The sequence below is a fragment of the Modicisalibacter ilicicola DSM 19980 genome, assembly GCF_900128925.1.
Taxonomy (GTDB): Bacteria; Pseudomonadota; Gammaproteobacteria; order Pseudomonadales; family Halomonadaceae; genus Modicisalibacter; species Modicisalibacter ilicicola.
Map to the genome: position 1 here is coordinate 86,647 of NZ_FQUJ01000003.1, position 26,450 is coordinate 113,096.

26 protein-coding genes and 1 pseudogene are annotated in these 26,450 nt (G+C 65.3%); 9 read left to right on the forward strand and 18 right to left on the reverse strand.

Features of this window, described 5'->3' with window-relative positions:
- Positions 1-124: 124 nt before the first annotated feature.
- Positions 125-619, forward strand: coding sequence for an anthrone oxygenase family protein (locus BUA41_RS02960; protein ID WP_072819616.1), 495 nt, complete (start codon positions 125-127; stop codon positions 617-619).
- Positions 620-774: 155 nt separating this feature from the next.
- Positions 775-1,899, forward strand: a complete 1,125-nt coding sequence (locus tag BUA41_RS02965) for a nucleoside hydrolase (protein WP_072819619.1) — start codon at positions 775-777, stop codon at positions 1,897-1,899.
- Between the two features lie 40 nt (positions 1,900-1,939).
- On the opposite strand, the pseudogene BUA41_RS19690 reads toward BUA41_RS02965, so the two are convergent.
- Positions 1,940-2,710 (reverse strand): annotated as a pseudogene (locus BUA41_RS19690) (efflux RND transporter periplasmic adaptor subunit); the annotation flags it as partial.
- 102 nt (positions 2,711-2,812) lie between these two features.
- A complete protein-coding gene (gene plsY, locus BUA41_RS02975; RefSeq protein ID WP_139249044.1) occupies positions 2,813-3,445 on the reverse strand; it encodes a glycerol-3-phosphate 1-O-acyltransferase PlsY in 633 nt (210 codons plus the stop codon).
- An 87-nt stretch (positions 3,446-3,532) separates the two neighbouring features.
- On the opposite strand from plsY, the gene folB reads away from it, so the two are divergent.
- Positions 3,533-3,898, forward strand: coding sequence for a dihydroneopterin aldolase (gene folB, locus BUA41_RS02980; protein ID WP_072819624.1), 366 nt, complete (start codon positions 3,533-3,535; stop codon positions 3,896-3,898).
- Positions 3,895-4,401: a 2-amino-4-hydroxy-6-hydroxymethyldihydropteridine diphosphokinase gene (gene folK, locus BUA41_RS02985; RefSeq protein WP_072819627.1), complete on the forward strand. Its 507-nt coding sequence runs from the start codon at positions 3,895-3,897 to the stop codon at positions 4,399-4,401. The genes folB and folK overlap by 4 nt, the downstream gene beginning before the upstream one ends.
- Positions 4,402-4,550: 149 nt before the next feature.
- On the opposite strand, the gene BUA41_RS02990 is transcribed toward folK, so the two are convergent.
- Genes BUA41_RS02990 through BUA41_RS03030 form a run of 9 tightly spaced genes read right to left on the reverse strand, consistent with a single transcriptional unit; the run spans position 4,551 to position 14,011 of the window.
- Positions 4,551-5,630 carry an NAD(P)H-dependent flavin oxidoreductase gene (locus BUA41_RS02990; RefSeq protein ID WP_072819630.1) on the reverse strand — a complete coding sequence of 360 codons (1,080 nt, stop codon included), beginning with the start codon at positions 5,628-5,630 and terminating at the stop codon, positions 4,551-4,553.
- Between the two features lie 47 nt (positions 5,631-5,677).
- The gene (locus BUA41_RS02995) at positions 5,678-6,817 is read right to left on the reverse strand and encodes a tRNA nucleotidyltransferase/poly(A) polymerase-related protein (protein WP_072819633.1); all 1,140 of its coding nucleotides are present in this window, start codon (positions 6,815-6,817) and stop codon (positions 5,678-5,680) included.
- Complete coding sequence (gene glpE, locus BUA41_RS03000) at positions 6,814-7,155, reverse strand: thiosulfate sulfurtransferase GlpE (RefSeq protein ID WP_072819635.1); 342 nt, start codon at positions 7,153-7,155, stop codon at positions 6,814-6,816. Before glpE ends, BUA41_RS02995 begins: the two co-directional genes overlap by 4 nt.
- A gap of 22 nt (positions 7,156-7,177) precedes the next feature.
- Entirely contained in the window at positions 7,178-8,002 is an 825-nt protein-coding gene (locus tag BUA41_RS03005; RefSeq protein WP_072819637.1) for a symmetrical bis(5'-nucleosyl)-tetraphosphatase, read from the reverse strand.
- 41 nt (positions 8,003-8,043) lie between these two features.
- Complete coding sequence (gene apaG, locus BUA41_RS03010) at positions 8,044-8,427, reverse strand: Co2+/Mg2+ efflux facilitator ApaG/CorD (RefSeq protein ID WP_072819639.1); 384 nt, start codon at positions 8,425-8,427, stop codon at positions 8,044-8,046.
- Complete coding sequence (gene rsmA / locus BUA41_RS03015; RefSeq protein ID WP_072819641.1) at positions 8,424-9,227, reverse strand: 16S rRNA (adenine(1518)-N(6)/adenine(1519)-N(6))-dimethyltransferase RsmA; 804 nt, start codon at positions 9,225-9,227, stop codon at positions 8,424-8,426. The genes apaG and rsmA overlap by 4 nt, the downstream gene beginning before the upstream one ends.
- Positions 9,228-9,262: 35 nt before the next feature.
- Positions 9,263-10,276: a 4-hydroxythreonine-4-phosphate dehydrogenase PdxA gene (pdxA, locus tag BUA41_RS03020; RefSeq protein WP_072819644.1), complete on the reverse strand. Its 1,014-nt coding sequence runs from the start codon at positions 10,274-10,276 to the stop codon at positions 9,263-9,265.
- On the reverse strand, positions 10,273-11,574 hold the full coding sequence (locus BUA41_RS03025; protein ID WP_072819646.1) for a peptidylprolyl isomerase: 1,302 nt from the start codon (positions 11,572-11,574) through the stop codon (positions 10,273-10,275). Before BUA41_RS03025 ends, pdxA begins: the two co-directional genes overlap by 4 nt.
- Before the next feature lie 19 nt (positions 11,575-11,593).
- A complete protein-coding gene (locus tag BUA41_RS03030) occupies positions 11,594-14,011 on the reverse strand; it encodes an LPS-assembly protein LptD (RefSeq protein WP_072819648.1) in 2,418 nt (805 codons plus the stop codon).
- Between the two features lie 161 nt (positions 14,012-14,172).
- Here BUA41_RS03030 and BUA41_RS03035 point away from each other — a divergent pair, with 161 nt between their 5' ends.
- From BUA41_RS03035 to BUA41_RS03045, 3 genes are all read left to right on the forward strand, one after another.
- Positions 14,173-15,213: an aminoglycoside phosphotransferase family protein gene (locus BUA41_RS03035; RefSeq protein ID WP_072819651.1), complete on the forward strand. Its 1,041-nt coding sequence runs from the start codon at positions 14,173-14,175 to the stop codon at positions 15,211-15,213.
- On the forward strand, positions 15,210-15,875 hold the full coding sequence (murU, locus tag BUA41_RS03040) for an N-acetylmuramate alpha-1-phosphate uridylyltransferase MurU (RefSeq protein ID WP_072819653.1): 666 nt from the start codon (positions 15,210-15,212) through the stop codon (positions 15,873-15,875). The genes BUA41_RS03035 and murU overlap by 4 nt, the downstream gene beginning before the upstream one ends.
- 84 nt (positions 15,876-15,959) lie before the next feature.
- A complete protein-coding gene (locus BUA41_RS03045; protein WP_072819655.1) occupies positions 15,960-16,379 on the forward strand; it encodes an OsmC family protein in 420 nt (139 codons plus the stop codon).
- A gap of 58 nt (positions 16,380-16,437) precedes the next feature.
- Here BUA41_RS03045 and coq7 read toward each other — a convergent pair whose 3' ends face one another.
- A complete protein-coding gene (coq7, locus tag BUA41_RS03050) occupies positions 16,438-17,079 on the reverse strand; it encodes a 2-polyprenyl-3-methyl-6-methoxy-1,4-benzoquinone monooxygenase (RefSeq protein ID WP_072819657.1) in 642 nt (213 codons plus the stop codon).
- A gap of 155 nt (positions 17,080-17,234) precedes the next feature.
- Here coq7 and pgi point away from each other — a divergent pair, with 155 nt between their 5' ends.
- Positions 17,235-18,902, forward strand: coding sequence for a glucose-6-phosphate isomerase (pgi, locus tag BUA41_RS03055; protein WP_072819659.1), 1,668 nt, complete (start codon positions 17,235-17,237; stop codon positions 18,900-18,902).
- On the forward strand, positions 18,899-19,861 hold the full coding sequence (locus BUA41_RS03060; RefSeq protein ID WP_072819660.1) for a carbohydrate kinase family protein: 963 nt from the start codon (positions 18,899-18,901) through the stop codon (positions 19,859-19,861). Before pgi ends, BUA41_RS03060 begins: the two co-directional genes overlap by 4 nt.
- A gap of 10 nt (positions 19,862-19,871) precedes the next feature.
- Here the strand turns inward: BUA41_RS03060 and xylB are convergent, their stop codons facing one another.
- The 6 genes from xylB to BUA41_RS03090 all read right to left on the reverse strand — a co-directional run bounded on the left by xylB (position 19,872) and on the right by BUA41_RS03090 (position 26,253).
- Entirely contained in the window at positions 19,872-21,359 is a 1,488-nt protein-coding gene (gene xylB, locus BUA41_RS03065) for a xylulokinase (RefSeq protein WP_072819661.1), read from the reverse strand.
- A 21-nt stretch (positions 21,360-21,380) separates the two neighbouring features.
- Positions 21,381-22,859 (reverse strand): mannitol dehydrogenase family protein, encoded by a 1,479-nt coding sequence (locus tag BUA41_RS03070; protein WP_072819662.1) that lies wholly within the window; start codon positions 22,857-22,859, stop codon positions 21,381-21,383.
- A 58-nt stretch (positions 22,860-22,917) separates the two neighbouring features.
- Positions 22,918-23,541 carry a nucleoside triphosphate hydrolase gene (locus BUA41_RS03075; protein ID WP_072819663.1) on the reverse strand — a complete coding sequence of 208 codons (624 nt, stop codon included), beginning with the start codon at positions 23,539-23,541 and terminating at the stop codon, positions 22,918-22,920.
- Between the two features lie 3 nt (positions 23,542-23,544).
- Entirely contained in the window at positions 23,545-24,339 is a 795-nt protein-coding gene (locus BUA41_RS03080) for an L-iditol 2-dehydrogenase (protein WP_072819664.1), read from the reverse strand.
- Positions 24,340-24,410: 71 nt separating this feature from the next.
- Complete coding sequence (locus BUA41_RS03085) at positions 24,411-25,103, reverse strand: HAD family hydrolase (protein ID WP_072819665.1); 693 nt, start codon at positions 25,101-25,103, stop codon at positions 24,411-24,413.
- Between the two features lie 10 nt (positions 25,104-25,113).
- The gene (locus BUA41_RS03090) at positions 25,114-26,253 is read right to left on the reverse strand and encodes an ABC transporter ATP-binding protein (protein ID WP_072819666.1); all 1,140 of its coding nucleotides are present in this window, start codon (positions 26,251-26,253) and stop codon (positions 25,114-25,116) included.
- Between the last annotated feature and the right edge of the window lie 197 nt (positions 26,254-26,450).

Genomic DNA, 26,450 nt, shown 5'->3' on the forward strand with positions numbered 1-26,450 from the left:
CGATGAAAATACTGGTGAACATCGACGTCCCGGAGTTTGGCCCGACCATCGCACTCTATAGTACTGCCTTGGGACTAGCGCACCGCCGCGCGCTAGATAATCATAACGACCGACACGGCAGACCATGAACGCTATCACCCTTAGCCTTCTTATCGCGGCCACGCTCGGCAGCGGCCTGATCGCCGGGCTGTTCTGCGTGTTCTCGAACTTCATGATGCGGGCCCTGGCGCAGATTCCGACACCGGCTGGCATCGCCGCCATGCAATCGATCAACAGGGCCATCATCAATCCGGCGTTTCTGCTTGTGTTCTTCGGCACCGGCATCGCCTCTGTGCTAGCCATCGCACTGGGCTGGCGACAACTCGACACCGCCTCGCTTGCCTGGGCAATCGCCGGCAGCGCGATCTATGTGATCGGCGGTATCGGCGTCACCCTGGTCTTCAACGTCCCCTTGAACAACCGCCTCGCCGCGGTCGATCCCGACGGCGAGGAAGGTGCAGCGACGTGGGCAATGTATCTCGTGACCTGGGTACGCTGGAATCATCTACGCTCGGTCGCGACCCTAGTCTCCACCCTATGTTCGATCGTCGCGGTATGGCTCGCAAACGGTCATGGATGAGACCGTATCTTTTCGGGGTCAATCTGACCTGGCCCGTACACAGCAATGCATGAACTAGAGGTAACTTGTGGAACCGGAAGTGCTCACCATCTTTGTCATCGCCTTCGTGATGATCGGCTATCTCGCCTGGAAACACTGGCATTGAGGGGCGGCCCGTGTCCAAGACCGGTAAGGTATTCATAAGGCTCGCCGTTGCTGCGGCGGCGGTTCCGGTTCTATTTGCGGTTTCTCTGGCCTTGCCAATCCCCGCCTGGCGCACCGGGCGGCTTCCGGTGCCACCGCTCCCGGTTGTCGAGAACGGACCGAGGATCAAAGCACCGGATCGCGTCTGGGTCGACACCGATGCAGCCTGCGGTGTCGAACGGCGCGCGGATCCCGACGATTGTTTTGCACTTATGCTATTGGCCCGCGCGCCGGATATCGAGATCGTAGGGGTCTCCACCGTATTCGGGAATGCCAAGCTCGAAATGACGGACCGGACGACTCGCAGGCTAGCCAGCAAACTGCGTGAGGCCGGCACCCGGCTACCGGCTGTGCACCGCGGGGCCGGAGCGCCGAGTGCTTCGTCGACGCCGGCGCAGGACGCGTTGCGGCGTGCGCTTGCCGATCGCCCCTTGACCCTTGTCGCTCTCGGCCCCTTGACGAACATCGCCGCTGCGCTCGAGGGGCGGCCTGATCTGCAGGCGAATGTCGTGCGGATCGTGGCCGTCATGGGCCGCAGACCGGGGCATATCTTTCATCCCTCCGAAGGCAATGGCGAGGGCATGCTTTTCGGCCATGGCCCCATTTTTCGCGACCTGAACTTCGACAAGGATCGGAAGGCCGCAACAAGGGTGCTTTCCATGGGGCTGCCCCTATCCTTGATACCTTATGATGTCGCGCGCGAGGTCAGCCTGAAGAGGTTCGATCTCGACCAGATTGCCCGTTCGGGTATGGCCGGGGCATGGATAGCATCCCGCGCGCAGGGCTGGCTCGAGTTCTGGAAAGAAGAGATCGGTCGTGACGGCTTCCATCCCTTCGACCTTCTGGCCGCGGCTTACGTCCTCGATCCGTATCTCTTCAACTGCGCCGCAGCCAACGCCTGGGTCGGCAAGGATGAACACCTGAGCAATGTCTGGTTCTACGACCCCGTGGCGCTTCAGGTGGGAGGCACGAAGAAGCACCCGGCAGACCCGCTTGCCGAAACCGAGGCGATCTATTGCGTGACCGCCAATGCCGCGTTGCGCGACCGACTGATGGACGGTTTGGCCGGAATGGACAGGCAGGCTTCGACCGATTGAAGACCGACAGGAGACCACGCTGGCCCAACGCCCGCACGCGCACGTTGCGCGTCGCTAGATCGACCTCGGGATTGATCGCGACGATCTCGCCTTCGAAGGTCTCTCCCGGCGCGGCGTCGGCGGTTACCCGCGCCTTCATCCCGGGTCTCAAGCGGTGGGTTTGCTGCTGCGGGATAGAGAAATCAACATGGATGGGATCCAGCGTCTGTAGCGACACGATGGCATCGCCTTCCCGCAGGACCTGGCCGAGATTGACCAGACGCAGCCCCAGACGACCGGAAAAGGGCGCGCGGATCGTCTTCTTGGCGATCAGCGCGCGCATATTGTCGACCTGAGCCGCGGTTTCCTTGAACCTGGCCTCGGCACGGTCGACGGCCTCCCGCGAAACCGCATTCTTCTGGCTTAATGCACGTGCTCGGGAGAAGTCCGCCTTGGCCAGGGCGGCAGTGGCCTCGGCTGAGGCGAGTTGGGCCTCTTCGCTGGCTGTATCCTGTTTCAGCAGCACATCGCCAGCGTTCGTCCGTTCACCGGATTCGAAGCCGAGACGCGTTACCCGCCCGCCGATCTCGGCACTAACCTTCACCCCCTGCACGGCGGACACGCTAGCCGTCGCGGGTATCCATTGCTCCCACTGCGCTTCATCTACCGTCATGGCGGTGACGGTCTCGGGTGGCGGCACCATGTTTTCGGCGACTTCGCCCATCGCCTCGAACTGGCCCAACTTGGCATAAGCGATGGCGCCGATCACGAGGGCCGCGCCGAGGGCGGCGACAAGCAGCTTTCTCAGCATTAAGGATTCATCCGGTCGCATCTGGGGAATCGCTGACTAAATAGACGAGCGACCGGAGTGGGTTTCGACATCGAGATCTATTTTTCTATCGACCTGACACCACGACCCATCGCCTTCGGTCAATCAGCGCCGGCGCTTTTCCTGCGATAGCCCGAGATGCGGTTCGTCGCCGCTACCCAGCCGCTGGATATTCCAGACATGGCGCACCAGCACCAGCACTGTGAAGGCGATGATGATCCAGACGTAGTCTCGGGCCAGCCAGACGCTGGCCAGGGGGGCCAGGGCGGCGCTGGCCAGGGAGGCGATGGCGGCGGTGCGCACTCGCCAGGCCAGCAGTATCCAGCAGACCGCGCACAGCAGGGCCACCGGTGGCGTCAGTACCAGCAGGACGCCGAAGGCACTGGCCACCGCCTTGCCGCCCCGAAAGCGGTGCCAGACGGGGTAGCTGTGGCCCAGCAGCACGCTCAAGCCGACGAGCCCCTGGGCCCAGACAGGCAGACCGATACCCTTCGCCAGCCACAGGGCCGGCATGCCCTTGACGGCATCGAAGGCCAATGTCGCCAGGGCCAGTCGCTTGCCATACAGGCGCAGCACGTTGGAAAACCCGGGATTATGGGAGCCCCGCCGGCGCGGGTCGGCGGCGCCGGCCAGGCGGCATATCCAGACCGCCCCCAGCCAGGCGGCGCATAGATAGCCCAGGCCCATCAGCGCGACAGTCTGCAAGACGGCATTGGAGAACAGCGAGGAAAGCGACATGAGGCCTTCGACAGCGGAGCGATAGCATGATTCTGCCAGTTCGCTGCCTTACAATCGAAGCTTTGTTCATTACCCGAGGAGCGCAATGTGGATCGTGTACTGATCGAGGGATTGCGCGTCGAGACCGTGATAGGCGCCTATGACTGGGAGCGCAGCATTCGTCAGCGCCTGGTAGTGGACCTGGAAATGGCCACCGACATCCGTCCCGCCGCAGCAAGCGACGACCTTACCAGGACCCTGGACTACGCCGCCATCAGCACGCGTATCCGCGAGTTCGCCGAGGACAGCCACTTCGAGCTGGTGGAAACCTTCGCCGAGCGCCTCGCCGCCTTGCTGCGTCACGAATTCGCCATCCCCTGGCTGCGCCTGACCCTGCGCAAGCCTGGCGCCGTGGCCGAAGCCGCCACCGTCGGGGTGCGCATCGAGCGGGGCCAGCGCGGAGAGTCCCGATGACCCAGGTGGTGGTCGGCATCGGCAGTCATGTCGAGTGCGAGCGTCATGTCCGCGCCTGCCTGGATGCGCTGGCGGCCGAGTTCGGAGAATTACGCATTTCCCGGGTGTTCGAAAGCGAGCCGGTGGGCGCTCCAGGGAACAAAAACGTCTACAACCTGGTGGTGGCCTTCGACAGCCGGGCTTCGGTCGGTGAGTTGAAGGCCTGGTGCAAGCGCACGGAGCGGGCCAACGGTCGAATCGACCGCGGCCCAGTGACCCTGGATATCGACCTGCTCGGCGTGGGCGACCGCCGGGGCACGTTCGAGGGCGTGTCGCTTCCCCACGACGATATCCTTCGCTTCGCCTTCGTGCTCAGGCCCCTGGCGGAACTGCTGCCGGATGCCCGCCACCCGATCACCGGGCAACGCTATGCCGAGCTTTGGGCAGGCTTCGATCCGGGCCAGCAGCGCCTGTGGCCGGTGGATTTCACCTGGCGGGGTCAGGTCATTTCCAAGGCAGACTGAGAGAATGTATACAAATTACTGCGCTCGACCATGCCGCGTTGAAATCAGTCTCAAAATACTCATTTACACAGCGTAAACTCCGCTTTTTCGACTGATTTCGCCTTGCCTGATCGTCGCTCGTCACTTTTGTAAACATTCTCTGAGAGAGTCTACGAATTACTGCGCTCGACCATGCCGCTCTCTTCCAGAAGCAACGCAACCAGCTCCGCCGCCGGCAGCTCCCGCGCCAGTGGCGCCCCCTGGCCCGCCCACTGGGCGGCAAATTCATGGTTTCCGAGTTTGGAGGCGGCCGCGTTGAGACGCTTGGTAGCATCGTAGGCGAGCGGATAGTCGGCGGGAGGCGGGCTACCTTCTGCCTCGCCGAAGGCAATGAGGCGATTGACCATGCCCCGGGCGGGCCGACCGGATAGCACCTTGGTCAACCGGGTCTGTGCCGCCCGCTCGCTTTTCAGACGCTCGCGGTAGGCATCATCCGCCGAGGACTCCGGGCATAGCACGAACGCCGTGCCAAGCTGAACGGCCGTCGCACCGAGTGCCAGTGCAGACTTCATGGCCTGGCCGTCCATGATGCCGCCTGCCGCGATGATCGGCAGTGTCGTATGACGCGACAGCAACCGCACGAGCACCATCGTGCTCAGGCCTTCGTCGGTTGCATCGGGGTCGAAGATGCCTCTATGGCCCCCGGCTTCGATGCCTTGGGCCACGATGGCGTCGATTCCCACCTGCTCGATCAGCCTTGCCTCCCGGGGGCAGGTTGCCGTCGCCATCGTATGGATGCCCGCGTCGCGCAGCGAGGCGATGCGCTCGAACGAGGGCAGGCCGAAATGAAAGCTGACGACAGCGGGTTGCAGCTCGAGCAGCATCTCGAACGTTTCGGTGTCGTCGATGAACGTCGTGTAGATTTCATCGAGGGTGTCGGGAGGGGGCGACCCAGTCTCGTCGAACAACGGTGCCAGATACTGAAGCCAGCCGGCTTCGCCCTCGGCGTCACGTCGTGCGGGTGCATGGCAGAACAGGTTCACATTGAAGGGTTGTGCGGTCAGGGCGCGGGTCTGATCGATCATCTGGCGGGCCTGGGCGGTCGTGCTGGCACCTATCCCCAGAGAACCGAGGCCACCGGCACTGGAGACCGCCGCCGCCAGTTGAGGCGTGGCAACACCCGCCATCGGCGCTTGAATGATGGGGTGGCGGAGACCCAGACGCTCGAGAAATTTCCGGGAGGACTGCATGGCGACTCCTGTATCACCCCGTCGTGAATGAAAGCGTAGCGGGTCTGTCACTCGGCGCCCAGGGCCGCCGCGATCTCGGCTTGCCGGCGCCGCGCCAGCTCCCTGCCGAGCTCGCCGCCCTTGAACCCCTCGTCGACCAGCTCCCGGGGGGATACCTGGGATGCCAGCCGCCAGGCCAGGGCGAGATCGGTGGCCAGCCCTTCGTCTTCCAGACTGATCAGCGAGAGCAGCGGCGCGACCCGCTCACCGCGCCGCCAGGCATCGATGGCGTTCAGCCAGCGCAAGACCCGCTCGGCATTCGGCGTGCGTCCGTCGGCCTCGTCGCAGAACTCCCGGGTCAGCCTCACCTGCCGCGCCAGGTCACGCCAGGCGTTGGGCAGGCGCAGGCGTTCCTCCAGCGTCTGACGGGAAGCGTCGTCGAGATGTTCGCAGAGCCGCGCCCAGCGCCAGCGGGCCAGGTGGCCGTTGTCTTCGGGCAGGCGCGCCATGCGTGCCAGGGCCGCATGCAACTCGACACTGTCCACGGCAAGCTCGGGCATCAAGGCCTCGAGCGCTCCGCAGTCGTGCAGCGTTTCGAAGTAGGCTTGGGAATAGGGTTCTCCGAGGGCTTTCTCGGTCTCCTGCCAGACCCGCTCGGCGACCAGGTGCGCGATCTCGCCATCGGCGGCAAGCCGACGCATCAGTTCCCGGGTCGCGTCGGCGATGGCGAACCCCAGCCCTTGGTAGCGCGCCAGGAAGCGAGCGGTGCGCAGCACCCGCAGCGGGTCCTCGACGAAGGCCGGCGAGACATGGCGCAGCCGCCGTGCCTCGAGATCCTCGCGGCCGTGGAACGGATCGATCAGTTCGCCCTCGAGGGTCTCGGCCATGGCATTGATGGTCAGGTCGCGGCGGGCCAGGTCCTCTTCCAGTGTCACCTCGGGGCTGGCCTGTACCACGAAGCCGGTATAGCCGTGGCCCTGCTTGCGCTCGGTGCGCGCCAGGGCGTACTCCTCCTGGGTGACCGGGTGCAGGAACACCGGGAAGTCGCGTCCCACCGGCTTGAAGCCCCGCCTGCGCATCGCCTCGGGAGTGGCACCGACCACTACCCAGTCCTGGTCGACCACCGGCCAGCCGAGGCGTGCATCGCGCACCGCCCCACCGACCCGGTAGACCTCGAGGCCTTGGATGGCCGGATCCGCCGTTTTCACCGCGCGACTCGCGTCGGGTGACGAACCTGCCAGTCGACGAAGCCGCCATCCAGGCTGTAGACACACTCGAAACCCTGCCCGGCCAGCCAGCTCGCCGCCTGCTGGCTGGAGTGGCCATGGTAGCAGACCACCACCAGCGGGCGCTTCCGGTCGGTATCCGCGAGCAGATCGCCCACCGTGGCGTTGTCGAGATGCCGGCTCCCCGGTATGTGGCCCTGGGCGTAGCTCAGGGGATCGCGGATATCCACCAGGGTCAGTGGCCGAGCGTCGTCCAGCCACGCCTTGAGGGTGGCCTGGTCGAGATGCTCAAAGGCGAGGTGTTCGAAGGATTGGCTCATGAATACCTTCCGCACAATGGGTTTAGGCTTGCCGACTGGGTTCGCTGACCCGCTCGCCGGTTTCCAGATTCAGCGCCGTCAGGGTGCCGCCCCAGACACAACCGGTATCCAGGGCTTCGGCACGCACGGCGGTGCCGGGGGTATGCCCCTGCAAGGCGGCCCAGTGGCCGAAGATGATGCGCGGATCATCGTCCCGGGGATAGGTGAACCAGGGGCTATACCCCGGCGGGGCCGCATCGAGCCCCTCCTTGGCATCGAAGTCCAGGCGGCCGTCGGCGGCGATGAAGCGCATGCGGGTAAACGTATTGACGATCACCCGCAGGCGATCGACACCGTCGAGATCCTCCTCCCAGCGCGCCGGTCCGTTACCGTACATGCGCTCCAGGAAGGCGCCGCTGGCGCTGCCACGCAGCACGCTCTCCACTTCCTCGGCCAGGGCCCGGGCCTTATCCAGCGTCCACTGAGGCAACAGTCCCGCGTGGGTCATCAGCGTCCGCCGGTCGCTGCCACTGCCGTCGTCGACCCAAAGCGGCTGGGCCTGCAGCCAGTCGAGCAATGTCTCGCGATCCGGGGCGGCGAGAATATCCTCGAGGGTATCCGAACGCTTGGGCGTCGCGCCACCGCGGGCAACCGCCAGCAAGTGCAGGTCGTGATTGCCTAGAATCACTCGCGCTGCCTCGCCCAGGGAGCGCACCTCGCGCAGGCAGCCCAGGGAATCGGGCCCGCGGTTAACCAGATCGCCGGCCAGCCAGAGACGGTCCCGACGCGGGTCGAAGCTCAAACGCTCGAGCAGAGCAACGAATTCGCGGTGGCAGCCCTGAAGGTCACCGATGGCATAAGTCGTCATGAGCGTCTCTTGGAACATGTAGTGAATGAAGTGGATGGAGTTCAGTGCACCTGGTTGGGGCCCGCCAGGCGAAACGGCGCGATGGCCACTTCGAACGGCCGCTGGGCGGCGGTATCCACGCAAGTATAGGCGCCTTCCATGACCCCTACCGGGCAGTCGAGCACGGCACGGCTCGTGTAGCGAAAGGTCTGACCCGGTCCAATCATCGGCTGTTTGCCGACCACCCCCTTGCCACGCACCTCCTGCACCTTGCCGCTGCCCTGGGTGATCTTCCAGTAGCGGGCCAGCAGCTGTACCGAGTGCGCGGAATGGTTGTGTACGGTGATGGTGTAGCTGAACACGAAACGCTGCTCCGTCTCCGAAGACTCGTCGGCCCGGTAGGCTGGCTCCACATCGACGCGTATGTCCTGGGCACGTTGGGTCATGTGCTCTCCCTCGCCAGGTGGTTGGCGATATCGACCAGTTCGGCCACCGTCAGTGTCTGGGGGCGCCGCCCCGGATCGATCTCCAGCGCCTCGAGGCTGGCCGGTTCGACCAGCCCCTTGAGGTTGTTGCGCAGGGTCTTGCGACGCTGAGAGAAGGCACGGCGCACGACATCCGCGAACAGCACCTCGTCGACGGCCGGATAGGGCAAGGTGGCATGCGGCACCAGCCGCACGATGGCGGAATCGACCTTGGGCCGTGGCGTGAAGGCTTCCGGAGGAACGATAAACAGCGAATCCACCCGGCAATGGTACTGCGCCATGATCGACAGCCGGCCCCAGTCGCTGCTGCCGGGCGAGGCGGCCAGTCGTTCGACCACTTCCTTTTGCAGCATGAAATGCATGTCGGCCACTGCCCCCCGAGCACCGAGCAGGTGAAAGATCAGCGGTGTCGAGATGTTGTAGGGCAGATTGCCCACGACCCGCAACGCCGGCCCCTCGCCCTTGAGCGCGGCGAAGTCGAACTTCAGCGCATCGCCCTCGTGAATCACGAAGCCGGGGTAGTCGAAGAACTGCACCCGCAGGCCGGGGATCAGGTCGCGGTCGAGCTCGATCACCTCGAGCTTGCCCGTGGCTTCGAGCAGTGGCTCGGTCAAGGCGCCCTGGCCGGGGCCGATCTCGATCAAGCGTTGCTCGGGGCGCGGCGAGATGGCCCCCACGATGCGTGAAATGATGCCCGGATCGCGCAGGAAATTCTGGCCGAAGCGTTTGCGGGCCCGGGGTAGCGGTGGGCGTGATGCCATGGAAAAAGAGAGTCCTTGCTATGTCAGCGTGCGGTTCATGAAAGACGGGAAGCATTGGCCATTTCGAGCGCCATTTCGAGGGCTACGCGCAGGCTGCCGGTATCGGCCCGGCCACTGCCGGCCAGGTCCAGAGCGGTACCGTGATCCACCGAGGTACGAATGATCGGCAACCCCAGGGTGATGTTGGCGGCACGCCCGAAGCCGGCATACTTGAGCACCGGCAATCCCTGGTCATGATACATGGCCAGCACCGCATCGGCGCCCTCGAGATGGCGGGGGGTGAAAAGCGTGTCCGCAGGCAGGGGGCCGTCGAGGAGCAGTCCTTCCTCCCGCAGCCGAGTCAAGGCCGGAACGAGAACGTCGATCTCCTCGCGCCCGAGGTGCCCGCCTTCGCCGGCATGGGGGTTCAGGCCGCAGACGGCGATGCGCGGTTGCCGGACGCCAAAATGCCGCTTGAGATCATGATCGAGGATGCGCAGCACCCGGCACAAGCCGTCGATCGTGATGGCTGACGGCACCTCGCGCAGCGGCAGGTGCGTGGTCGCCAGCGCCACCCGCAGCTCCCTCCCGGTGGCCCGGGTGGCGAGCATCATCACCACCTCCTCGATCCCGCAGGCATCGCGCAGGTATTCGGTATGGCCGGTGAAACGGGGATGCCCGCCCTCGATGATCACCCCCTTGTGCAGCGGCGCAGTGACCATGGCCTGGGCCCGGCCCTCGCGGCAGGCGGCAATCGCCCGGTCCAGCACCTCGAGCACGTAATCCGCGTTGCCGGGATCGAGCCGGCCCGGCTCGGCCGGCACCCGGAGCGCCACCGGCCATACCGGCAGTACGCCGGGGCATGGCGCCGGGACCTCCTGATCGTCATCGAGCACGCGAAGCTCGACATCGAGATCCAGCCGGCCGGCGCGTTCTGCCAGCAGATCCGGGTCTCCCACCGCCACGACCCGCCCGGGCAGCGGCGCTGGCGCGGCGGCCAGCATCAGCACCAGTTCAGGCCCGATGCCCGCCGGCTCGCCGGTGGTCACGGCCAGGACCGGTGTGCTCATCCGGCGTCCTGGTTCAGACGGTTGTCGATGTAGGCCTCGGTGCGGATCTGCTGCATCCAGGTTTCCAGTTCGTCGTTGACCTTGCGCTGGAACAGCGTCTGACGAATCTGCTCGCGCTTGGCTTCGCCGGTGACGTCCTGCCGGCGGCGGTCGAGCACCTCGATCAGGTGATAGCCGAAGCGCGAACGTACGGGCTGGGAGACCTGACCCACCGGCAGCGAGGTCATCGCCTCCTCGAAGGCGGGCACCATCTGGCCGGGACGCACCCAACCCAGCTCGCCACCGTTCAGGGCGCTGCCCCGATCGTCGCTGACTTCCTGGGCGACGCGGCCGAAATCCTCCCCGGAAGCGAGGCGTTGCCGCGCCTGTTCGGCCAGGGCCTCCGCGCGCTCGGCATCACGATTGGGGTTGGTCTCGATGAGAATGTGGCGCACCCGCTGTTCCTCGACCATCGCCTTCCGGGCGTCCCCTTCGCGCTCCTGCAGCTTGATCAGATGAAAGCCGCTGGGGCTGCGGATCGGCTCGCTGACCTGACCGACATTCAGTTGTGGAATCGCATCGGCGAACGCGGGCGGGATCTCCCCGGCGTCGCGCCAGCCCAGATCACCGCCTTCCAGCGCGTTGGAGCCATCGGAGCGGGCCGCCGCCAGATCGGCAAAATCGGCACCGTCCTGCAACTGCTCATAGAGTGCCCGGGCCTCCCGTTGCGCCGCCTGCACCTGATCCGGGCTCGGCGACTGAGGCAGTGCCACCAGGATGTGGCCGAGGCGATAGCGCGCGTTGTCGTTGCCGCCCTGCTGGTCGAGGTAACGCTGCACCTCGCGATCGGAGACGTTGATGCGGCTGGCGACCCGGCGCTGCTGCAGGTCGCGCATCAGCATCTCGCGACGGATCTGCTCCCGGACCACCGCGAGGGAGAGACCATCGGCCTCCAGGGCATCGGCGAATCGATCCAGGGTCATGCCGTTGTTCTGGGCAATGGAACGGACCGCCCGGTTCAGCTCGGTGTCGTCCACGGACATGTTGGCCTGCTCGGCCATCTGCAGCTGGATCTGCTCGACGATCATGCGGTCCAGCACCTGGCTGCGCAGGGCGGCTTCGTCGGGCACGGCGATGTTGCGGCGCGCCAGCTGGCTGCGTGCCTGAATCACGCGATCCTCCAGTTCGCTGGCCATGATGGCATCGTCATTGACCACCGCCACGATACGATCCAGCGGCTCGGCCGCCAGCGCCTGGCTGCCGGCACTCAATGCCAGCGTCAGAATCAGACTCAAGGATGCAAACAGACGTTTGCGCATGCAAAACCTCACTCGCTCTCTAGAATTGGGTCGGTCGGTAACCGGGAATGGACTCTTCGAAGAAGCTGTCGGTTCCCTGCCCGACGCCTCCCAGGCCCTTGAACACGAAGCGCAGGAAGATCCCGCGATCGGTGTAGTCGTCGTCGATGGTGTTGGCGGTGTCGTTGTCCTCGACCCACTCGCGCCAGGCGATCTGCACACCGTAACAGCAGTCGTTCCACTGGACACCCGCCAACTGCTCCAGGGCGCGGTCGTTGGTGTTGTCGTAGGTGAAGCGACCGATCAGGTCCAGGCTCGCGCTGGCGCGATAGGCGAAGGAGACATCGTATTCTTCTCGATCGTAGCCCAGCTGATCCTCCTCGTCGCCGGAGGGGTCGAAGCCCTCTAGCTGCCAGCGATAGCCCAGGTTGAGCACGTGGCCGGCCGGGTCGCGATAGCGCAGGTAACTGGCCGTGCGCTCGGTGAGCTCGCGATCCACATCGTAGAACCATTCGTAGCGCGTGCTCCAGCGGTCGGTGATCTGCCAGTCGAGCTGGGTGACCACCGGCGACTGGTCCCGGGTGGCGTTGTACCAGCCCTGGAAGTTGTCTTCCCGATCGGGGATCTGCGTATCGCCTTCCATGCCGATGGTGCGATCGTCGAAGTAGGTGCTCTGCCCCACCCCCAGGGAGAAGCGCTGGCGCCCACTGTCGTCCTCGAGAAAGCGTGTCGCCACCCCGTAGGAGACCTTGTTGACGTCGCCGATGCGATCGGCGCCGGTGAAGCGATAGGGCGACCAGAGCTGACCGTAGGAGAAGGCCCGCTCGTCGGTGTCGAAATCCGGGAACTCGCTCTGGTCGCGCTCGGGCACGTAGGCGTAGTAGAGCCGCGGCTCCAGGGTCTGGCGCCAGTCGGACGCGAAGGCGTTCAGCTCGCGCTCGAAGATCAGGCCACTGTCCAGCGAGCCGACCGGCACGGTGCGGGTCAGGCTGGTGTCGCGCTCGGTGTCGCGCTGGCCGTAATCCAGGTCGTAGGCGGTATGCAGCAGCTCGAAGCGTGGCTCGAGAAAGCCCCAGCGGGTGTCGCCGCGCCAGCCGGTGGCCGGGGCCAGGTGAACCCGGGAGCCCGTCGCCGACTCCGCGATCGGTACCCGGGTCTCGTCGACGTCCCGCCAGAAGTAGGTGGCGTTGGAGCGCCACTGCTGATAGAAGCCGTTGTCCTGGGACCAGCTGGCGTTGGCGGTCAGGCTCGGCAGACGGTAGAACGGCTTGTCGTTGTCCGCCAGGGGAAACTCGAGGCGCTGGTAGCCCTGGGCCTTGGCCTCGAGAAACCAGGTGGTGCCGCTGTAGCTGAGCTGGCCCAGGCGGGAGAGGTATTCGGTTTCGGTCTCACCGAAATCGCGGCCGAAATCCTCGAAATAGCGCCCGTCGCTGGCAGCACCGTAACGCAGGTTGTAGCGCAGCCGCGGGCTGAAGCGGCCGCGGTGGGCGTAATCCACGTACCAGCGATCCTCGCCTTCGAAGACATCCTCGGGATCGTTGGGGTTGTCGTTGTCCCCCCCCTGGTCGCTGGAGAGGAACGCCCCTTCGATGCGCCCCTCGTCCTCGGGAAACAGGTAGCGGAACTCGCCACCGAGCAACAGCCCGTGATTGCTGAGCCAGCGTGGCGTCAGGGTAGCGTCGTAATTGGGCGCCAGGTTGAAGTAGTAGGGCTGCGCGTAATCGAAGGAATCCCCGGAAAAGGCCAGGGTCGGCCACAAGAAGCCGGATTGGCGACGATCATCGAGGGGAAAGCGCACCCAGGGCCAATAGAACACCGGCACGCGACCGACCTCCAGGCGCGCATTGGTCGCGGTGCCGACCCCCTCCTCGCGATCGAGCAGGATGTCGTTGCCGATCAATCGCCACAGCCGGCTATCGGGTTCACAGGTGGTGAAGCTGGCCTCGCTCAGGCGATAGCGGCCATCCTCCAGACGCGCCAGACGCCGGGCATCGCCGCGCAGGCGCGACTCGTGCACCACGTAATGGGCACTGTCGATCTCGGCGGCATCGCTGTCCAGGGCCAGCTCCGCCGAGCCGCCCCGGACCAGCAGCCCCTGGTCGCGCAGGGTCAGCGGCCCTTCGGCGAACACCCGATCCCGGGCAGCGTTGACCCGGACCCGGGGAGACTGCAACTGGCGGCTGCCTCGACGCAGCACGACTTCGCCCCGCAGCAGCGTCTCGCCCTGTTCGCCATACTCGGCACTGTCCGATGACGACAGCACCTCCTCGGGCGTCGTGCCGGGGGCAAGCTCGTATTCCGGCATCACGTAACGGCCTCGACAAACGGCGCCTGGGGGAGCGTCCTCGCCCCAGGCCTGCCAGTCGAGCTGATCCGCCGGCAGCGACGGCGGGGGCGCCGCCTGGGTGCTGTTAGTGACCAGTCCGGCGAGGGCAGTCCACAACAATCGCTTGCCCATGGGTCCTCGGTGTCCTTGGCGGTTGGAATCGGTATTATACAGTCCCCAAGCCGCACGTCCTCTTCTCGATGGCCTGGCGGCAGAACAAGAGACTGTGCTGGAAAGGCTGAGACGCTTTCAGCATGCGGTGGCCACCCACCCTCGTCAACCAAGGAGCCCGTATGCCCAACGCCGGAGACACCTCCCGCCTGGATGCCCTGCGCGACTGGGCGAGCACACGGCACCATCTGCGCCGGGACGCGCGCCTGGAACTGGCCGCCGGCGATGCCAGCTTTCGGCGTTATTCCCGCTTGTGGCTGGACGACAGCCGGACCCGCATCCTCATGGATGCACCACCGGAAAAGGAGAACAGCCAGCCCTTCGTGGCCATCGCCGAAGCTTGGCGCAACGCCGGCCTGCCGGTGCCCGCCGTGTACGCCACCCATCTCGCTGCGGGTTTCATCGAACTCGAGGACCTGGGCGACACGCCGCTGCACCTCTCGCTGGGGGAGTGCCAAGGCGCCGCCAGCCTGGCCTGGCACGAGCGGGCGCTGGGCCTGATCGAAACGCTGCAGAATCGGGCGCCTCGCGACACCTTGCCGGTCTACGACTCCAGCCTGCTCGCCCGGGAACTGGACCTGTTTCCCGAGTGGTGCCTGGAGCGGCTGCTGAGCATCGCGCCGCCGGCCTGCTGGCAGGATCTTCACCAGCGGCTGATCGACCTGGCCCTGGGCCAGCCCATGGCAGCGGTGCATCGCGATTTCGATGCCATGAACCTGATGCTGCACGACGATCGACTCTGGCTGATCGACTTCCAGGACGCCGTGCATGGGCCCATCACCTACGACCCGATCTCCCTGCTGCGCGGGCGTTATTGCCGATTCCCCCGTGAGCGTTATGCCGCCTGGCTGGAAGCCTTCCGCCGCCAGGCCATCGCCGACGGGCGCCTGAAGGCGAACGTCGACAGCGATGAGTTCCTGCACATGGCCGACACCATGGCCGCCCAGCGCGCCCTCAAGGTACTGGGCATCTTCTGCCGCCTGACCCTGCGTGACGACAAGGCGGGCTATCTGGCACGCCTGCCGCACTTCTTGAACCACCTGCGCGACAGCCTCGCGCCCTGGGAAGAATTCGACGAGTTTCTCGGCTGGCTCGACACCGCCTTCGCCCCGGCCCTGGAACGCGAGCTGGCCCGGCGCGGCATTTCAGGAGAGGGAGCATGAAGGCGATGATTCTCGCCGCCGGGCTCGGCACGCGCATGCGACCGCTGACCGACCACACCCCCAAGCCCCTGCTCGAGGCCGGGGGCAAGCCGCTGATCGTGCATCACCTCGAACGTCTGGCCGCCATCGGGATCGAGGATATCGTCATCAATGTCAGCTACCGGGCCGACCAGATCATCGAGGCCCTGGGTGACGGGCGACATCACGGCGTGCGCCTGCATTGGAGCCGGGAGGAAACGCCCCTGGAAACCGGTGGCGGCATCCTCAGGGCGCTGCCGCTGCTCGGCGACGCCCCCTTCCTGCTGGTCAACGGCGATGTCTGGTGCGACCTCGATCCGGCCTGGCTGGCACCCTTGCAGGACGATCTGGCACGCCTGGTGCTGATCGACAACCCCGATCACCACCCCGAGGGGGACTTCCATCTCGATGCCACCGGTCGCGTGCACGCCGAGGGGCAACCCCGGCTGACCTTCGCCGGCATCAGCCTGCTCGCTCCGGCCCTGGTGGCCGGCGAGCCCGCGGGTGCCTTCAAGCTGGCCCCCCTGTTGCGCAAGGCCATGCGCGAGGGGCGGGTCGGCGGCTGCCACCATCGCGGCCCCTGGGTCGACGTGGGCACACCGGAGCGGCTGCGGGAACTGGACGCCTGGCTGGGGCAGAAATGACCGCCAGGACGACCGCTTAACGACGGCAGACACACAAGTGCTATGCTGCCTCTCACGCAAACGCCCACAGGGGGAAGAGAGTTCATGAAAGCCAGCGTCAGATGGACCGAGGGTCGTCAGTTCGTCGCCGAATCCGGGAGTGGCCATAGCGTGGTGATCGACGGCCCCCCGGACCATGGCGGCCGCAACACCGGACCACGCCCCATGGAGATGCTGCTGATGGGCATGGGTGCCTGCACCGCCTTCGACGTGCTCGAAATCCTCGAGAAGTCCCGGGCCCCGGTGAGCGACTGCACCGCCAGCCTCGAGGCCGAGCGCGCCGACAGCGTGCCCAGCGTGTTCACCAGGATCCACGTGCACTTCACCGTCACCGGCAAGGGGCTCAAGGAGAGCCAGGTCAAGCGTGCCGTGGCGCTTTCGGCGGAGAAGTACTGCAGCGCCTCGATCATGCTCGTGCGAGGCGGCGTCGAGGTGTCACATTCCTATGAGATCGTCGAGGGCTAGTCGAGTGCACGCGGCAGTGATGTCGCGGGCGTCTTGACCTGATGCCGAGGTGCTGGATCTATAGGCGCGAGACGCTGGACGTCATGACCTTCGACACCAGGCGCATGCCGAGCTTGACCGGTGCGGGGAAGCGGCTGCCGCCGGCTTCCAGCGCCCAGTGCTCATGATGCGCCTCGTCCTCGCGCATCTGCTCGAGGATCGCCCGAGAACGCCGGTCCCCGGCCGGCAACTCGCCCAGGTGTCGGTCGAGATGCCTGCCCACCTGTTCCTCCGTGGCCGCGACGAATCCCAGGCTGACGTTGTCGCCGATCGCCCCGGCCAGCGCCCCCAGGCCGAAGGATGAAGCATAGAACAGCGGGTTGAGATAGCTGGTGCGGCCGTGCAGCTCGACGAGGCGCGCATCGCACCAGGCCAGGTGGTCGACCTCTTCCTGGGCGGCCTGCTCCATCTGCGCACGCGTGTCGGCCAGCCGGGCGGTGAGCCCCTGCCCCTGGTAAAGTGCCTGGGCACACACCTCCCCGGTGTGATTGACGCGCATCAGGCTCTCGGCATGACGGCGCTCGCGCTCGGTCATCTCGATATCCTGCAGATCTCTCGCCGGCGATGGGCGCGATGGCTGCGCGGCGTGAGGCACCAGCGTGCGCAGGATGGTGTCGAACTGATGAATGAGGTTGTCGCTGCGGGATAGCTTACGGTCCATGATGTACTCCCGGAAATTGCCTTTCCATTGTAGCCGAGCCCCGGGGGTATCAGAAGCCTCGATGCCGCTGGGCGACATGCCCGAACTGTAGTAAGTTTACTACATGGCGCAAGCCATTCCCGACAGGCTCATACCGACAACAACAGGAGGGTGCCATGTTCCAACTGACTCGCAGCGTCACCTGGCAGGCCCTTGAGCGACTCCGCGACGACACCGCCCATGACCGTATCCGCGACTACTTTGCCCAGGACCCGCAGCGCTTCGACAAGATGAGCCTGCGAGTCGACGGGCTGTTTCTCGATTACTCCAAGCATCTGATCTCCGATGCGGTGCTGGCCAAGCTGCTGGAGCTGGCCGATCACTCGGCGCTGGTGCAGCGCCGCGCCCAGATGTTCTCTGGTGACATCATCAACGTCACCGAGAATCGCCCGGTGCTGCATACCGCCCTGCGCAATCAGGGCGACGAGCCGCTCTACGTCGATGGCAAGGACGTGATGCCGGAAATCCACCAGACCCGGGAGCAGATCAGGCGCTTCTCGGAAGCCGTGCGCAGCGGCGAATGGCTGGGCTACAGCGGCGAGCGTATCAAGGACGTGGTCAACATCGGCATCGGCGGATCGGACCTGGGCCCCAACATGGCCTGCCGGGCACTGCTCAAGTACCGCCATTCGGGTCTCAACTTCCATTTCGTCTCCAATGTCGACGGCGCCCATATCCAGAAGGTGCTGCAACGCCTCGACCCGGCCACGACACTGTTCATCGTCTCGACCAAGACCTTCTCCACTCAGGAGACACTGCTCAACGCCAAGACCGCGCGACGCTGGTTCCTCGACAACGCCGGCGACGATGCCGACGTGGGCGCCCACTTCATCGCCGCCTCGACCAACCGTGAGGCGGCCATGGCCTTCGGCATCCGCGAGGAGAATGTCTTCGAGTTCTGGGCCTGGGTCGGTGGTCGCTACTCAATGTGGTCCTCCATCGGCCTGCCGATAGCGCTGTCGATCGGCTTCGCGGGCTTCATGGAACTGCTCGAAGGCGCCTACGCCATGGATCGCCACTTCATCGAAGCGCCCAACGCGCGCAACATGCCGGTGCTGCTGGCGCTGATCGGCATCTGGTACATCAACTTCCAGGGGGCCGAGACCCAGGCCATCGTGCCCTACGACCAGGCGCTGCATCAGCTGCCCGCGTTCCTGCAGCAGCTCGACATGGAGTCCAACGGCAAGTCGGTGAATATCTTCGGCCAGCCGGTCGACTACAAGACCGGCCCCATCGTCTGGGGTCAGACCGGCTCCAACGGCCAGCACGCCTTCTTCCAGCTGCTGCACCAGGGTACGCGCTACGTGCCCATCGACTTCATCGCCTCGCTGAAGCCCGAGCCCGGGGTCGAGGATCATCACTTCGCGCTGCTGACCAACATGCTCGCCCAGGCCAACGCCTTCATGGAGGGCAGCCAGGGTCAAGACCGGCAGCATGGCCGGCTCGATCCCTACAGCTGCCCCGGCAATCGCCCCTCCAGTACCCTGCTGCTCGATGAATTGACGCCCCGCAACCTGGGCGCGTTGATCGCGCTCTACGAACACAAGGTATTCGTGCAGGGGGTAATCTGGAACATCAACTCCTTCGATCAGTGGGGCGTGCAGCTGGGCAAGCGCATCGCCGGCGAGATCAGCGAACGCATCGACGAGCGCACCCAGGACTTCGACGCCTCCACCCAGGGCCTGCTGGCACTGGTGCGAGCGCATTTCAAGGATCACCAGGCGTCGTCGACTCCCAGCCCGCCTCCCAACGATCCCTCCGCCAAAGAGGAGAAGCCTTCATGACCCCGGTAATCGCCTTCGGCGAGGCCCTCGTCGACATGCTCTCCAGCCGCCTCGGCGACGACGCCGGGACAGGCCCTGAGACCTTCACCCCCTATGCCGGCGGCGCGCCGGCCAACGTGGCGGTGGCCTGCGCTCGCCTGGGGGTGCCCAGCCGCTTCCTGGGCATGCTCGGCGCGGATCACTTCGGCGATTTCCTGGCCCGGGAACTCGCCGCCCATGGCGTCGACACTTCGGGCGTGGTGAGGACGAGGGATTCCCGCACGGCCCTGGCCTTCGTCTCCCGGGATGCAGACGGCGAACGCACCTTCGACTTCTACCGACCGCCGGCGGCGGATCTGCTCTATCGCATCGAGGACCTGCCCGCCCGGGTCTTCGACAGGCCGGCCATCCTGCACCTGTGCAGCAACAGCCTGACCGAAGACCCCATCACCCAGACCACGATGCGCCTGGCCGAGATGGCCCGCCGCGCCGACTGCCTGGTCAGCGTCGATGCCAACCTGCGGCACAACCTGTGGCACGACGGCCATGCCGAGATCGCCCGGGTGACGCAACTGCTGGATCACGCTCACCTGGTCAAGCTCTCCCGAGAGGAGCTCGACTACCTGCGCGGCGATCACCCGGCAGATGCCTGGCTGGCCGAGCGCCTGGCCGCCGGAGTGCGCCTGATCGTGATCACCGATGGGGCCGGCGACGTGGAGGCACGCGGCGTCGACCTGGCGTTTCGTGTGACGCCACCCAGAGTAAAGGCCGTGGACACCACGGCGGGCGGCGACGCCTTCATCGGTGGCCTGCTGGCGATGCTTGCCGAGGACGGCATCGGCGGCGACTGGTATCGTGACGAACCGCGCCTGCGCCGGGCGCTGGATATTGCCTGCCGCTGCGGCGCCCATGCGGTGACCCGCCCCGGGGCCTATGTGGCGCTACCGACCCGTGCCGATCTCGAGGCCTTGCGGGAGTGATACAAGCGCCTCAGAGGGGCACGCCGTGGTGCTTGGCCAGCGCCCGTCGGTAACGCGCATAGACACCGTCATAGGCCTCGACGCTTGCCGGCACCGGCTCGGCAAGCGAATACTCGTCGAGATGTACCAGGCGCGCGCAGAGAGCGTCGAGGGAATCGTTCGCCTGGCGATCACACCAGGCCGCCTGGATGGCGGCCCCCAGCGCCGCGGCATCGGTGATCTGCGGACAGATCACCGGGGTCGCGGTGATATCGGCGACCATCTGTCGCCACAGCGGGCTTTTCGCCCCGCCGCCGATCAGGCGGATCTGGCTCGTGCTCTCGGCCAGCTCTCCCAACAGTTCCAGGCCATAGCGCAGACCGAAAGTGGCGCTTTCGACCACCGCCCGGCAGAGGTTGGCCTGGGTGGCATTGAGGCTGGTCAGCCCCAGGAAAGTACCCGTGGCCTGGGGCAGCGCCGGCACCCGTTCGCCATTGAAGAACGGCAAGACGTTCACCCCTTCGGCGCCGATCGGGGCGCTGGCAATGCGCTTGCCGAAGGTCTGCAGATCGAGCCCGAACAGTTCGCGCACCCGGGTAGTCGCGGAGGTGACGTTCATGGTGCAGATCAGGGGTAGCCAACCACCGTGGCTAGCGCAGAAGTTAGCGACCATGGCATTGTCGGCGATCACCGGCGTGTCGGCATAGGCGCATACCGTGCCCGAGGTACCCAGGCTCACGGTCACCATGCCCGGGAAGATATTGCCGGTACCGATGGCCCCGAGCATGTTGTCGCCGCCGCCGCTGGCGACCAGGACGCCATCACCTAGCCCCAACTCCCTGGCCAGGTCGGCACGCACCGTTCCGGCGGGTTCACGGGATTCGATCAGCCGCGGCAATACCCGCTCGGGGTCCAGCTCCGGAGCGATTTCGGCGAAGACATCCTCGCGCCAACGCCGCGTGCGGGTATCGAAGTAGCCGGTACCGGAAGCATCGCCAGCCTCGGCGACCCGTTCGCCGGTCAGCCAGAAGTTCAGGTAGTCGTGGGGCAACAGCAGGGCGTCGATGCGCCCATAGACCTCCGGATGCGTTTCACGCAGCCAGGCGATTTTCGAGGCGGTGTAACCGGTCTGCAGCACCAGGCCCAGCTTCTCCAGACAGCCCGCCTCGCCGCCGAGGCGTTCGACCAGGGCGGCGTTCTGCGCCGCGGTCTCGGTATCGCACCACAGCTTGGCCGGATGCACCGGTTCACCCTGGGCGTCGAGGGCCACCATGCCGTGCTGCTGACCGGAAACACCGATAGCGCGAACTCCTCGGGCATCGATGCCGGCCTTCGCCACGGCCTCCTGGAAAGCCCCGCGAAAGGCGCTCAGCCAGTCGGCGGGAGGCTGCTCGCGGCGGCCATTGTCCACCTCTACCAGAAGATGCGGCCGGCTCGCTTCACCGAGGATTCGTTCGCTTTCGACATCCACCACCATCACCTTGGTGCTCTGGGTACCGCAATCCACGCCGACATACATGCTTACGCCCCCCTCTTCTTTTCATCCAGACGTCGCCAGGGCTTCAAGGGTCGCCCGGGCACCGTGGCGATGCAGGCTGTCCAGGGCTTCGAGATAGGCCTCGCGAAAGTGCGGGTTTTCCCCCAGATCGCCGAACAGCTCGCGATTGTCGATGAATGCCGTGGGCCGCGTGCGGTTGTCGGCGGCAATCGTCATCAAGCTCTCCTTGAGGCGATCCACCACCTCGATGGGCTTCCCCTGTTCGTCGATGCCCTCGGCGTAGCGCGCCCAGCTCGCCACCACGGCGGCGGCATGGCGTATTTCGCCACCTTGCGCCAGCTGTTCACGGATGACCGGCAGCAGCCACTTGGGAATGCGATCCGAGCTCTCGGCGCACAGCCGGGCCAGGGTGTCCCGGATCTCGGGGTTGGCGAAGCGCTCGATCAGGGTGTGGCGATAGGCATCCAGGTCCATTCCCGGCACCGGCGCCAGGGTCGGCGTGGCCTCCAGCGTCATGTAGGCGAGCAGGAAATCGACGAACAGCGGATCCTGACACACCTCATGCGCATGGCGATAACCCGCCAGATAGCCAAAGTAGGCCAGCGCCTGATGACTGGCATTGAGCAGCCGGAGTTTCATCAGCTCAAAAGGCTCGACGTCATCGACCACCTGCACGCCAACCATCTCGAAGGCGGGCCGCCCGACGATGAAGCGATCCTCCAGCACCCACTGGGTGAAGGGTTCGCAGACCACCGGCCAGGCGTCCTCGATACCGAAGCGCTGGGAGACTTCCTCGATATCGGCAGGCGTCGTCACCGGGGTGATGCGGTCGACCATCGAGTTGGGAAACGGCACCTTGGCCTCGACCCAGGCACCCAGTTCCTTGTCACGCTGGTGGGCGAAGGCGGTGAACATCTTGCGGGCAATATCGCCATTGCCCTGGATGTTGTCGCAGGACATCACCGTGAAAGGCGCGACGCCGCGTTCACGCCGCCGCGCGAGTGCCTCGATGACCAGGCCGAAGCTCGTCTTCGCGGCGGCGGGATGCGACAGATCGTGCTGGACATCGGCATTGGCGATATCGAATTCGCCGCTGACCGGATGGAAATTGTAGCCCCCCTCGGTGACCGTCAGCGAGACGATGCGAATGGCCGGGTCGGCCATTTTCTCGATCACCGCCTCCGGCGCGTCCGGGGCGAACAGATAATCGATCATCGACCCGATCACCCGGGCATCGTAGTGACCATCGGGATGCTTGACCACCAGGGTATACAGATGATCCTGGGCGGCGAGTATCTCCTGCATGCGCCGATCGCCAGGCATCACGCCGACACCGACGATGCCCCAGTCCAGCGCCTGGCCACGGTTCATCAACTCGTCCAGATACATGGCCTGATGCGCGCGATGGAAACCGCCGACGCCGATATGGACGATGCCCGTGGTTACCTTTTGGCGGTCATAGTCGGGAGAGGCGATATCAAGATTCAGGGTGTGCAGATTGGCGTCATTGAGGCGCGTCATGGGGGTGCTCCTGCCGAAAGCGACGAAGGGTGATCGGTCAATTGGGGGTCAGAGGGCTTCAGCGCCAGACGATGTCGGGGGGCCTGGATGCCGTCTTGATCAGGCGCGCATTGAGCATGTCCTTGTGGCGGGCCCGCTCGATGGCCCCCTGATGGTCCTGGCCCATGCCGAGCCAGCGCTGGATGAGGCGTGCTTCGAGCACGTCGTCGGGCACCTCGAGCAACAGCGTCATGTCGAAGAGTTCTTGCAGCGCCATCCAGGGCGCTTGATCCAGCAACAGGTAGTTGCCCTCGACGATCACGATGCGATGCTCGAGCGTGATCAACCGTCCGCCGGCACGGGCCAGGTCGAGAGGGCGATCGAATACCGGCACGGCGACACTCTTGTCCGCACGCCGGATACGCACCAGATCCTGATGCAGGCCATCGACATCGAAGGTCTCCGGCGCACCCTTGATGGGTACCAGACCCTGGGGATCGAGCACCGCATTGTCGAAGTGATAGCCGTCCATGGGCACCACCGCGGCGATGCCCGACTGCCGCTCGTTGATCTCGCGGCACAGCCACTCCGAGAGAAATGACTTGCCGGCGGCGGGCGGCCCCGCCAGGGCCACGATGAAACGTTCGCTCCCGGCGGCCACATCGAGAAGATGCGCCGCCATGTCGTGGATATTCGGATTCATCTGTCAGCTCATCCAGTTGCCACCATCGACGTTGAGTGTCTGAGCCACCACATAATCGCTGTCGTCGCTGGCCAGGAAAACGGCGGCACCGGCATGATCCTCGGGACGGCCCATGCGCCCGTAGGGCACGGCCTCGCCGACCAGGTGCTTCTTCTCGCCCAGCGGTCGACCTTCGTAACGTGCGAACAGTGCATCGACCTCCTCCCACATCGGCGTATCGACCACGCCCGGGGCGATGCCGTTGACGTTGATGCCATGCTTGATCAGGTCCAGGCCGCAGGACTGGGTGAGACTGATCACTGCCGCCTTGCTGGCGCAGTACATGCTCACCAGGGCTTCGCCGCGCCTTCCGGCCTGGGACGCCATGTTGATGATCCTGCCCCCCTGGCCGCGCTCGACCATCGCCCGGGCGACGGCCTGCAGGGTGAAGAACAGGCCCTTGACGTTGACGTCGAACTGCCTGTCGTAGCTCTCTTCGGTCACCTCCAGCACGGGTGCCATGTCGAAGACGGCAGCGTTGTTGACCAGGATATCGATGCCCCCGAAGCCTTGGACGACGTCGTCCACCATGCGCTCGATCGAGACTCGCTTGCAGACGTCGAGTCGCACGCCCATCACTCGCTCGTCGCCTTGGCTTCCAGCCGCGTACTTGAGTCGAGCAACGGCCTCGACGATAGCCTGTTCATCGATATCCGCGACCACTACCTTGGCACCTTCGGCCAGGTAACGCTCGCAGACGGCTAGGCCGATGCCCCGTGCACCGCCGGTCACCACCGCAACCTTCCCGTTCAATTTCATGTCGGTTTCCTGTCTTGTGTCGGTCATGGCGGCGCGAAGCCCTTTGCCGCGTGTCGATCCTTCATGACGCATCAGACGCCTGCGACAGGGTTACGCGCCCTACGCCAACGCGCCACCAGCGATGCCAGGTGGCGCATCTCGGGCAGCACCTGCCAGGCGCCAGCCTGCATGAGACGCCGGTCATGGCCCGGCTCGATATGGCTTGCCCCGATGAAGCCGATCACCATCATCTCCGCGGCATGGGCTGCCGTGACCCCCGAGACGCTATCCTCGACGACCAGGCAGTCACGAGGGGCACACCCCAGGCTGCGGGCCGCCAGTTGATAGACGTCCGGATGGGGCTTGGGGCGCTCGACCTGTTCGGCGGTGAACAGCGGGACATCGCCCAGTGCCGCGGAGAGGCCCGTGTAGGTCAGTGAACTCTCCACGCGATGCCGGCCACTGTTGGAGACGATGGCCAGTGGCAGATCGATGGCACGGATGGCCTCGGCAATCCCATCGATGGCCCGCAGGTCGGTGGCCAGTCGTGCCTCGATGGCCTGCTCGATGCGTGCCAGGGCATCGTGAGGCAAGTCATGTGCGCTGCGTCGAACCAGCTTTTCGAGAATCGCGCGGGTGGTCATGCCCAGCGCCTGGCGCAACTCGGTCTCGGCATGCAGATCAGGCAGCCAGGCAGCGAGGCACTCGCGCAATACCCCTTCGGCAAGGGTCTCGCTGTCGACCAGCACCCCGTCACAGTCGAAGATCAGGAGCTCTCTTGGCATGGCGCTTGGCTCACTCGTCATCGGCACGCGCCTTGTTGTCACGCCGGTTGAGGCTGGCCAGCGGATGTTCGCGGAGACTCGCCAAAGCCACGCCCTGGCGATCGAAAAGATGTGCCCGCTCGGGCGCAAACCCGAAACGCACTCGATCGTGCACCCGATGGGTGACATCGCCATCGACCATGAGCGTCATCGGCACCTCGCCCATCCGGACGTACAGCGAGGTCTGCCCGCCCAAGCGTTCCAGTACCTGGATCTCGCCCTCCATGGGGCCCTGCTCATCCAGCTCGAGATGCTCGGGACGAATGCCCAGCTCCAGGGACGTTCCTCGGGTCTGGCCACTCCCCTCTACCGGCACTTCGTAGGTGGCGCCCCCGGGCAGAGTGACGCTGACCCCCCTGGCGCCTGCCTCGGCCACTTCGACGTCGAGGAAGTTCATCTTGGGCGAGCCGATGAAGCCCGCCACGAAGCGGTTGCGCGGATGATGGTAGAGCGTCATGGGCGATCCCACCTGCTCGATCACGCCGCCCTGCAGCACGACGATCTTGTCGGCCATGGTCATGGCCTCGATCTGGTCGTGGGTGACGTAGATCATGGTGGCATCGAGTTCGTCGTGCAGTCGCGCCAGTTCGATACGCATCTGTACGCGCAAGGAGGCATCGAGGTTGGAGAGCGGCTCGTCGAAGAGGAAGATGCTGGGGTTGCGCACGATGGCGCGGCCGATCGCCACGCGCTGACGCTGCCCCCCGGAGAGTGCCTTGGGCTTGCGATCAAGCAGCGGTTCGAGCTGCAGGATGCTGGCGGCCTCGCGCACCTTGGCGCTACGCTCGGCCTTGGGCACACCGGCCAGACGCAGGCTGAACCCCATGTTGTCCTCGACGGTCATGTGCGGATAGAGCGCATAGCTCTGGAACACCATGGCCAGTCCGCGCTCTGCCGGCCCGACATCATTCATGCGCTGGTCATTGATGAGAATGTCGCCGGACGAGACACTTTCGAGCCCGGCAATCATGCGCAGAAGGGTCGACTTGCCGCATCCCGAGGGGCCGACGAAGACCACGAATTCACGATCTTCGATGTCAAGATCCACCCCCTGGATGACCCGGGTGTCGCCGAACTCCTTGACGACCTGCTTGAGTTGTAGTGTTGCCATGATGAAATTACCTGTTATTTGATGGCGCCGAAGGTCAGGCCACGCACCATCTGTTTCCGGGTGTATGCGAAAGCGCCAGCCGAACACCGGTGTTCGGTATTCTCGAAACCTCTATTTCACTGCACCGAAGGTCAGGCCACGCACCATCTGTTTCTGGGTGTATGCGAAAGCGCCAGCCGAACATCGGTGTTCGGTAT

Coding starts and splice junctions, on each gene's coding strand:
- xylB (WP_072819661.1), bottom strand. CDS start 21,359: ATGTATGTCGGCGTGGATTGCGGTACCCAGAGCACCAAGGTGATGGTG.
- folK (WP_072819627.1), top strand. CDS start 3,895: ATGACCCAGGTGGTGGTCGGCATCGGCAGTCATGTCGAGTGCGAGCGT.
- BUA41_RS03030 (WP_072819648.1), bottom strand. CDS start 14,011: ATGGGCAAGCGATTGTTGTGGACTGCCCTCGCCGGACTGGTCACTAAC.
- BUA41_RS03085 (WP_072819665.1), bottom strand. CDS start 25,103: ATGCCAAGAGAGCTCCTGATCTTCGACTGTGACGGGGTGCTGGTCGAC.
- pgi (WP_072819659.1), top strand. CDS start 17,235: ATGTTCCAACTGACTCGCAGCGTCACCTGGCAGGCCCTTGAGCGACTC.
- BUA41_RS03035 (WP_072819651.1), top strand. CDS start 14,173: ATGCCCAACGCCGGAGACACCTCCCGCCTGGATGCCCTGCGCGACTGG.
- plsY (WP_139249044.1), bottom strand. CDS start 3,445: ATGTCGCTTTCCTCGCTGTTCTCCAATGCCGTCTTGCAGACTGTCGCG.
- murU (WP_072819653.1), top strand. CDS start 15,210: ATGAAGGCGATGATTCTCGCCGCCGGGCTCGGCACGCGCATGCGACCG.
- BUA41_RS03005 (WP_072819637.1), bottom strand. CDS start 8,002: ATGACGACTTATGCCATCGGTGACCTTCAGGGCTGCCACCGCGAATTC.
- rsmA (WP_072819641.1), bottom strand. CDS start 9,227: ATGGCATCACGCCCACCGCTACCCCGGGCCCGCAAACGCTTCGGCCAG.
- BUA41_RS03060 (WP_072819660.1), top strand. CDS start 18,899: ATGACCCCGGTAATCGCCTTCGGCGAGGCCCTCGTCGACATGCTCTCC.
- BUA41_RS02990 (WP_072819630.1), bottom strand. CDS start 5,630: ATGCAGTCCTCCCGGAAATTTCTCGAGCGTCTGGGTCTCCGCCACCCC.
- apaG (WP_072819639.1), bottom strand. CDS start 8,427: ATGACCCAACGTGCCCAGGACATACGCGTCGATGTGGAGCCAGCCTAC.
- BUA41_RS03090 (WP_072819666.1), bottom strand. CDS start 26,253: ATGGCAACACTACAACTCAAGCAGGTCGTCAAGGAGTTCGGCGACACC.
- BUA41_RS03025 (WP_072819646.1), bottom strand. CDS start 11,574: ATGCGCAAACGTCTGTTTGCATCCTTGAGTCTGATTCTGACGCTGGCA.
- glpE (WP_072819635.1), bottom strand. CDS start 7,155: ATGAGCCAATCCTTCGAACACCTCGCCTTTGAGCATCTCGACCAGGCC.
- pdxA (WP_072819644.1), bottom strand. CDS start 10,276: ATGAGCACACCGGTCCTGGCCGTGACCACCGGCGAGCCGGCGGGCATC.
- BUA41_RS03075 (WP_072819663.1), bottom strand. CDS start 23,541: ATGAATCCGAATATCCACGACATGGCGGCGCATCTTCTCGATGTGGCC.
- BUA41_RS03070 (WP_072819662.1), bottom strand. CDS start 22,859: ATGACGCGCCTCAATGACGCCAATCTGCACACCCTGAATCTTGATATC.
- BUA41_RS03045 (WP_072819655.1), top strand. CDS start 15,960: ATGAAAGCCAGCGTCAGATGGACCGAGGGTCGTCAGTTCGTCGCCGAA.
- coq7 (WP_072819657.1), bottom strand. CDS start 17,079: ATGGACCGTAAGCTATCCCGCAGCGACAACCTCATTCATCAGTTCGAC.
- BUA41_RS02960 (WP_072819616.1), top strand. CDS start 125: ATGAACGCTATCACCCTTAGCCTTCTTATCGCGGCCACGCTCGGCAGC.
- BUA41_RS03080 (WP_072819664.1), bottom strand. CDS start 24,339: ATGAAATTGAACGGGAAGGTTGCGGTGGTGACCGGCGGTGCACGGGGC.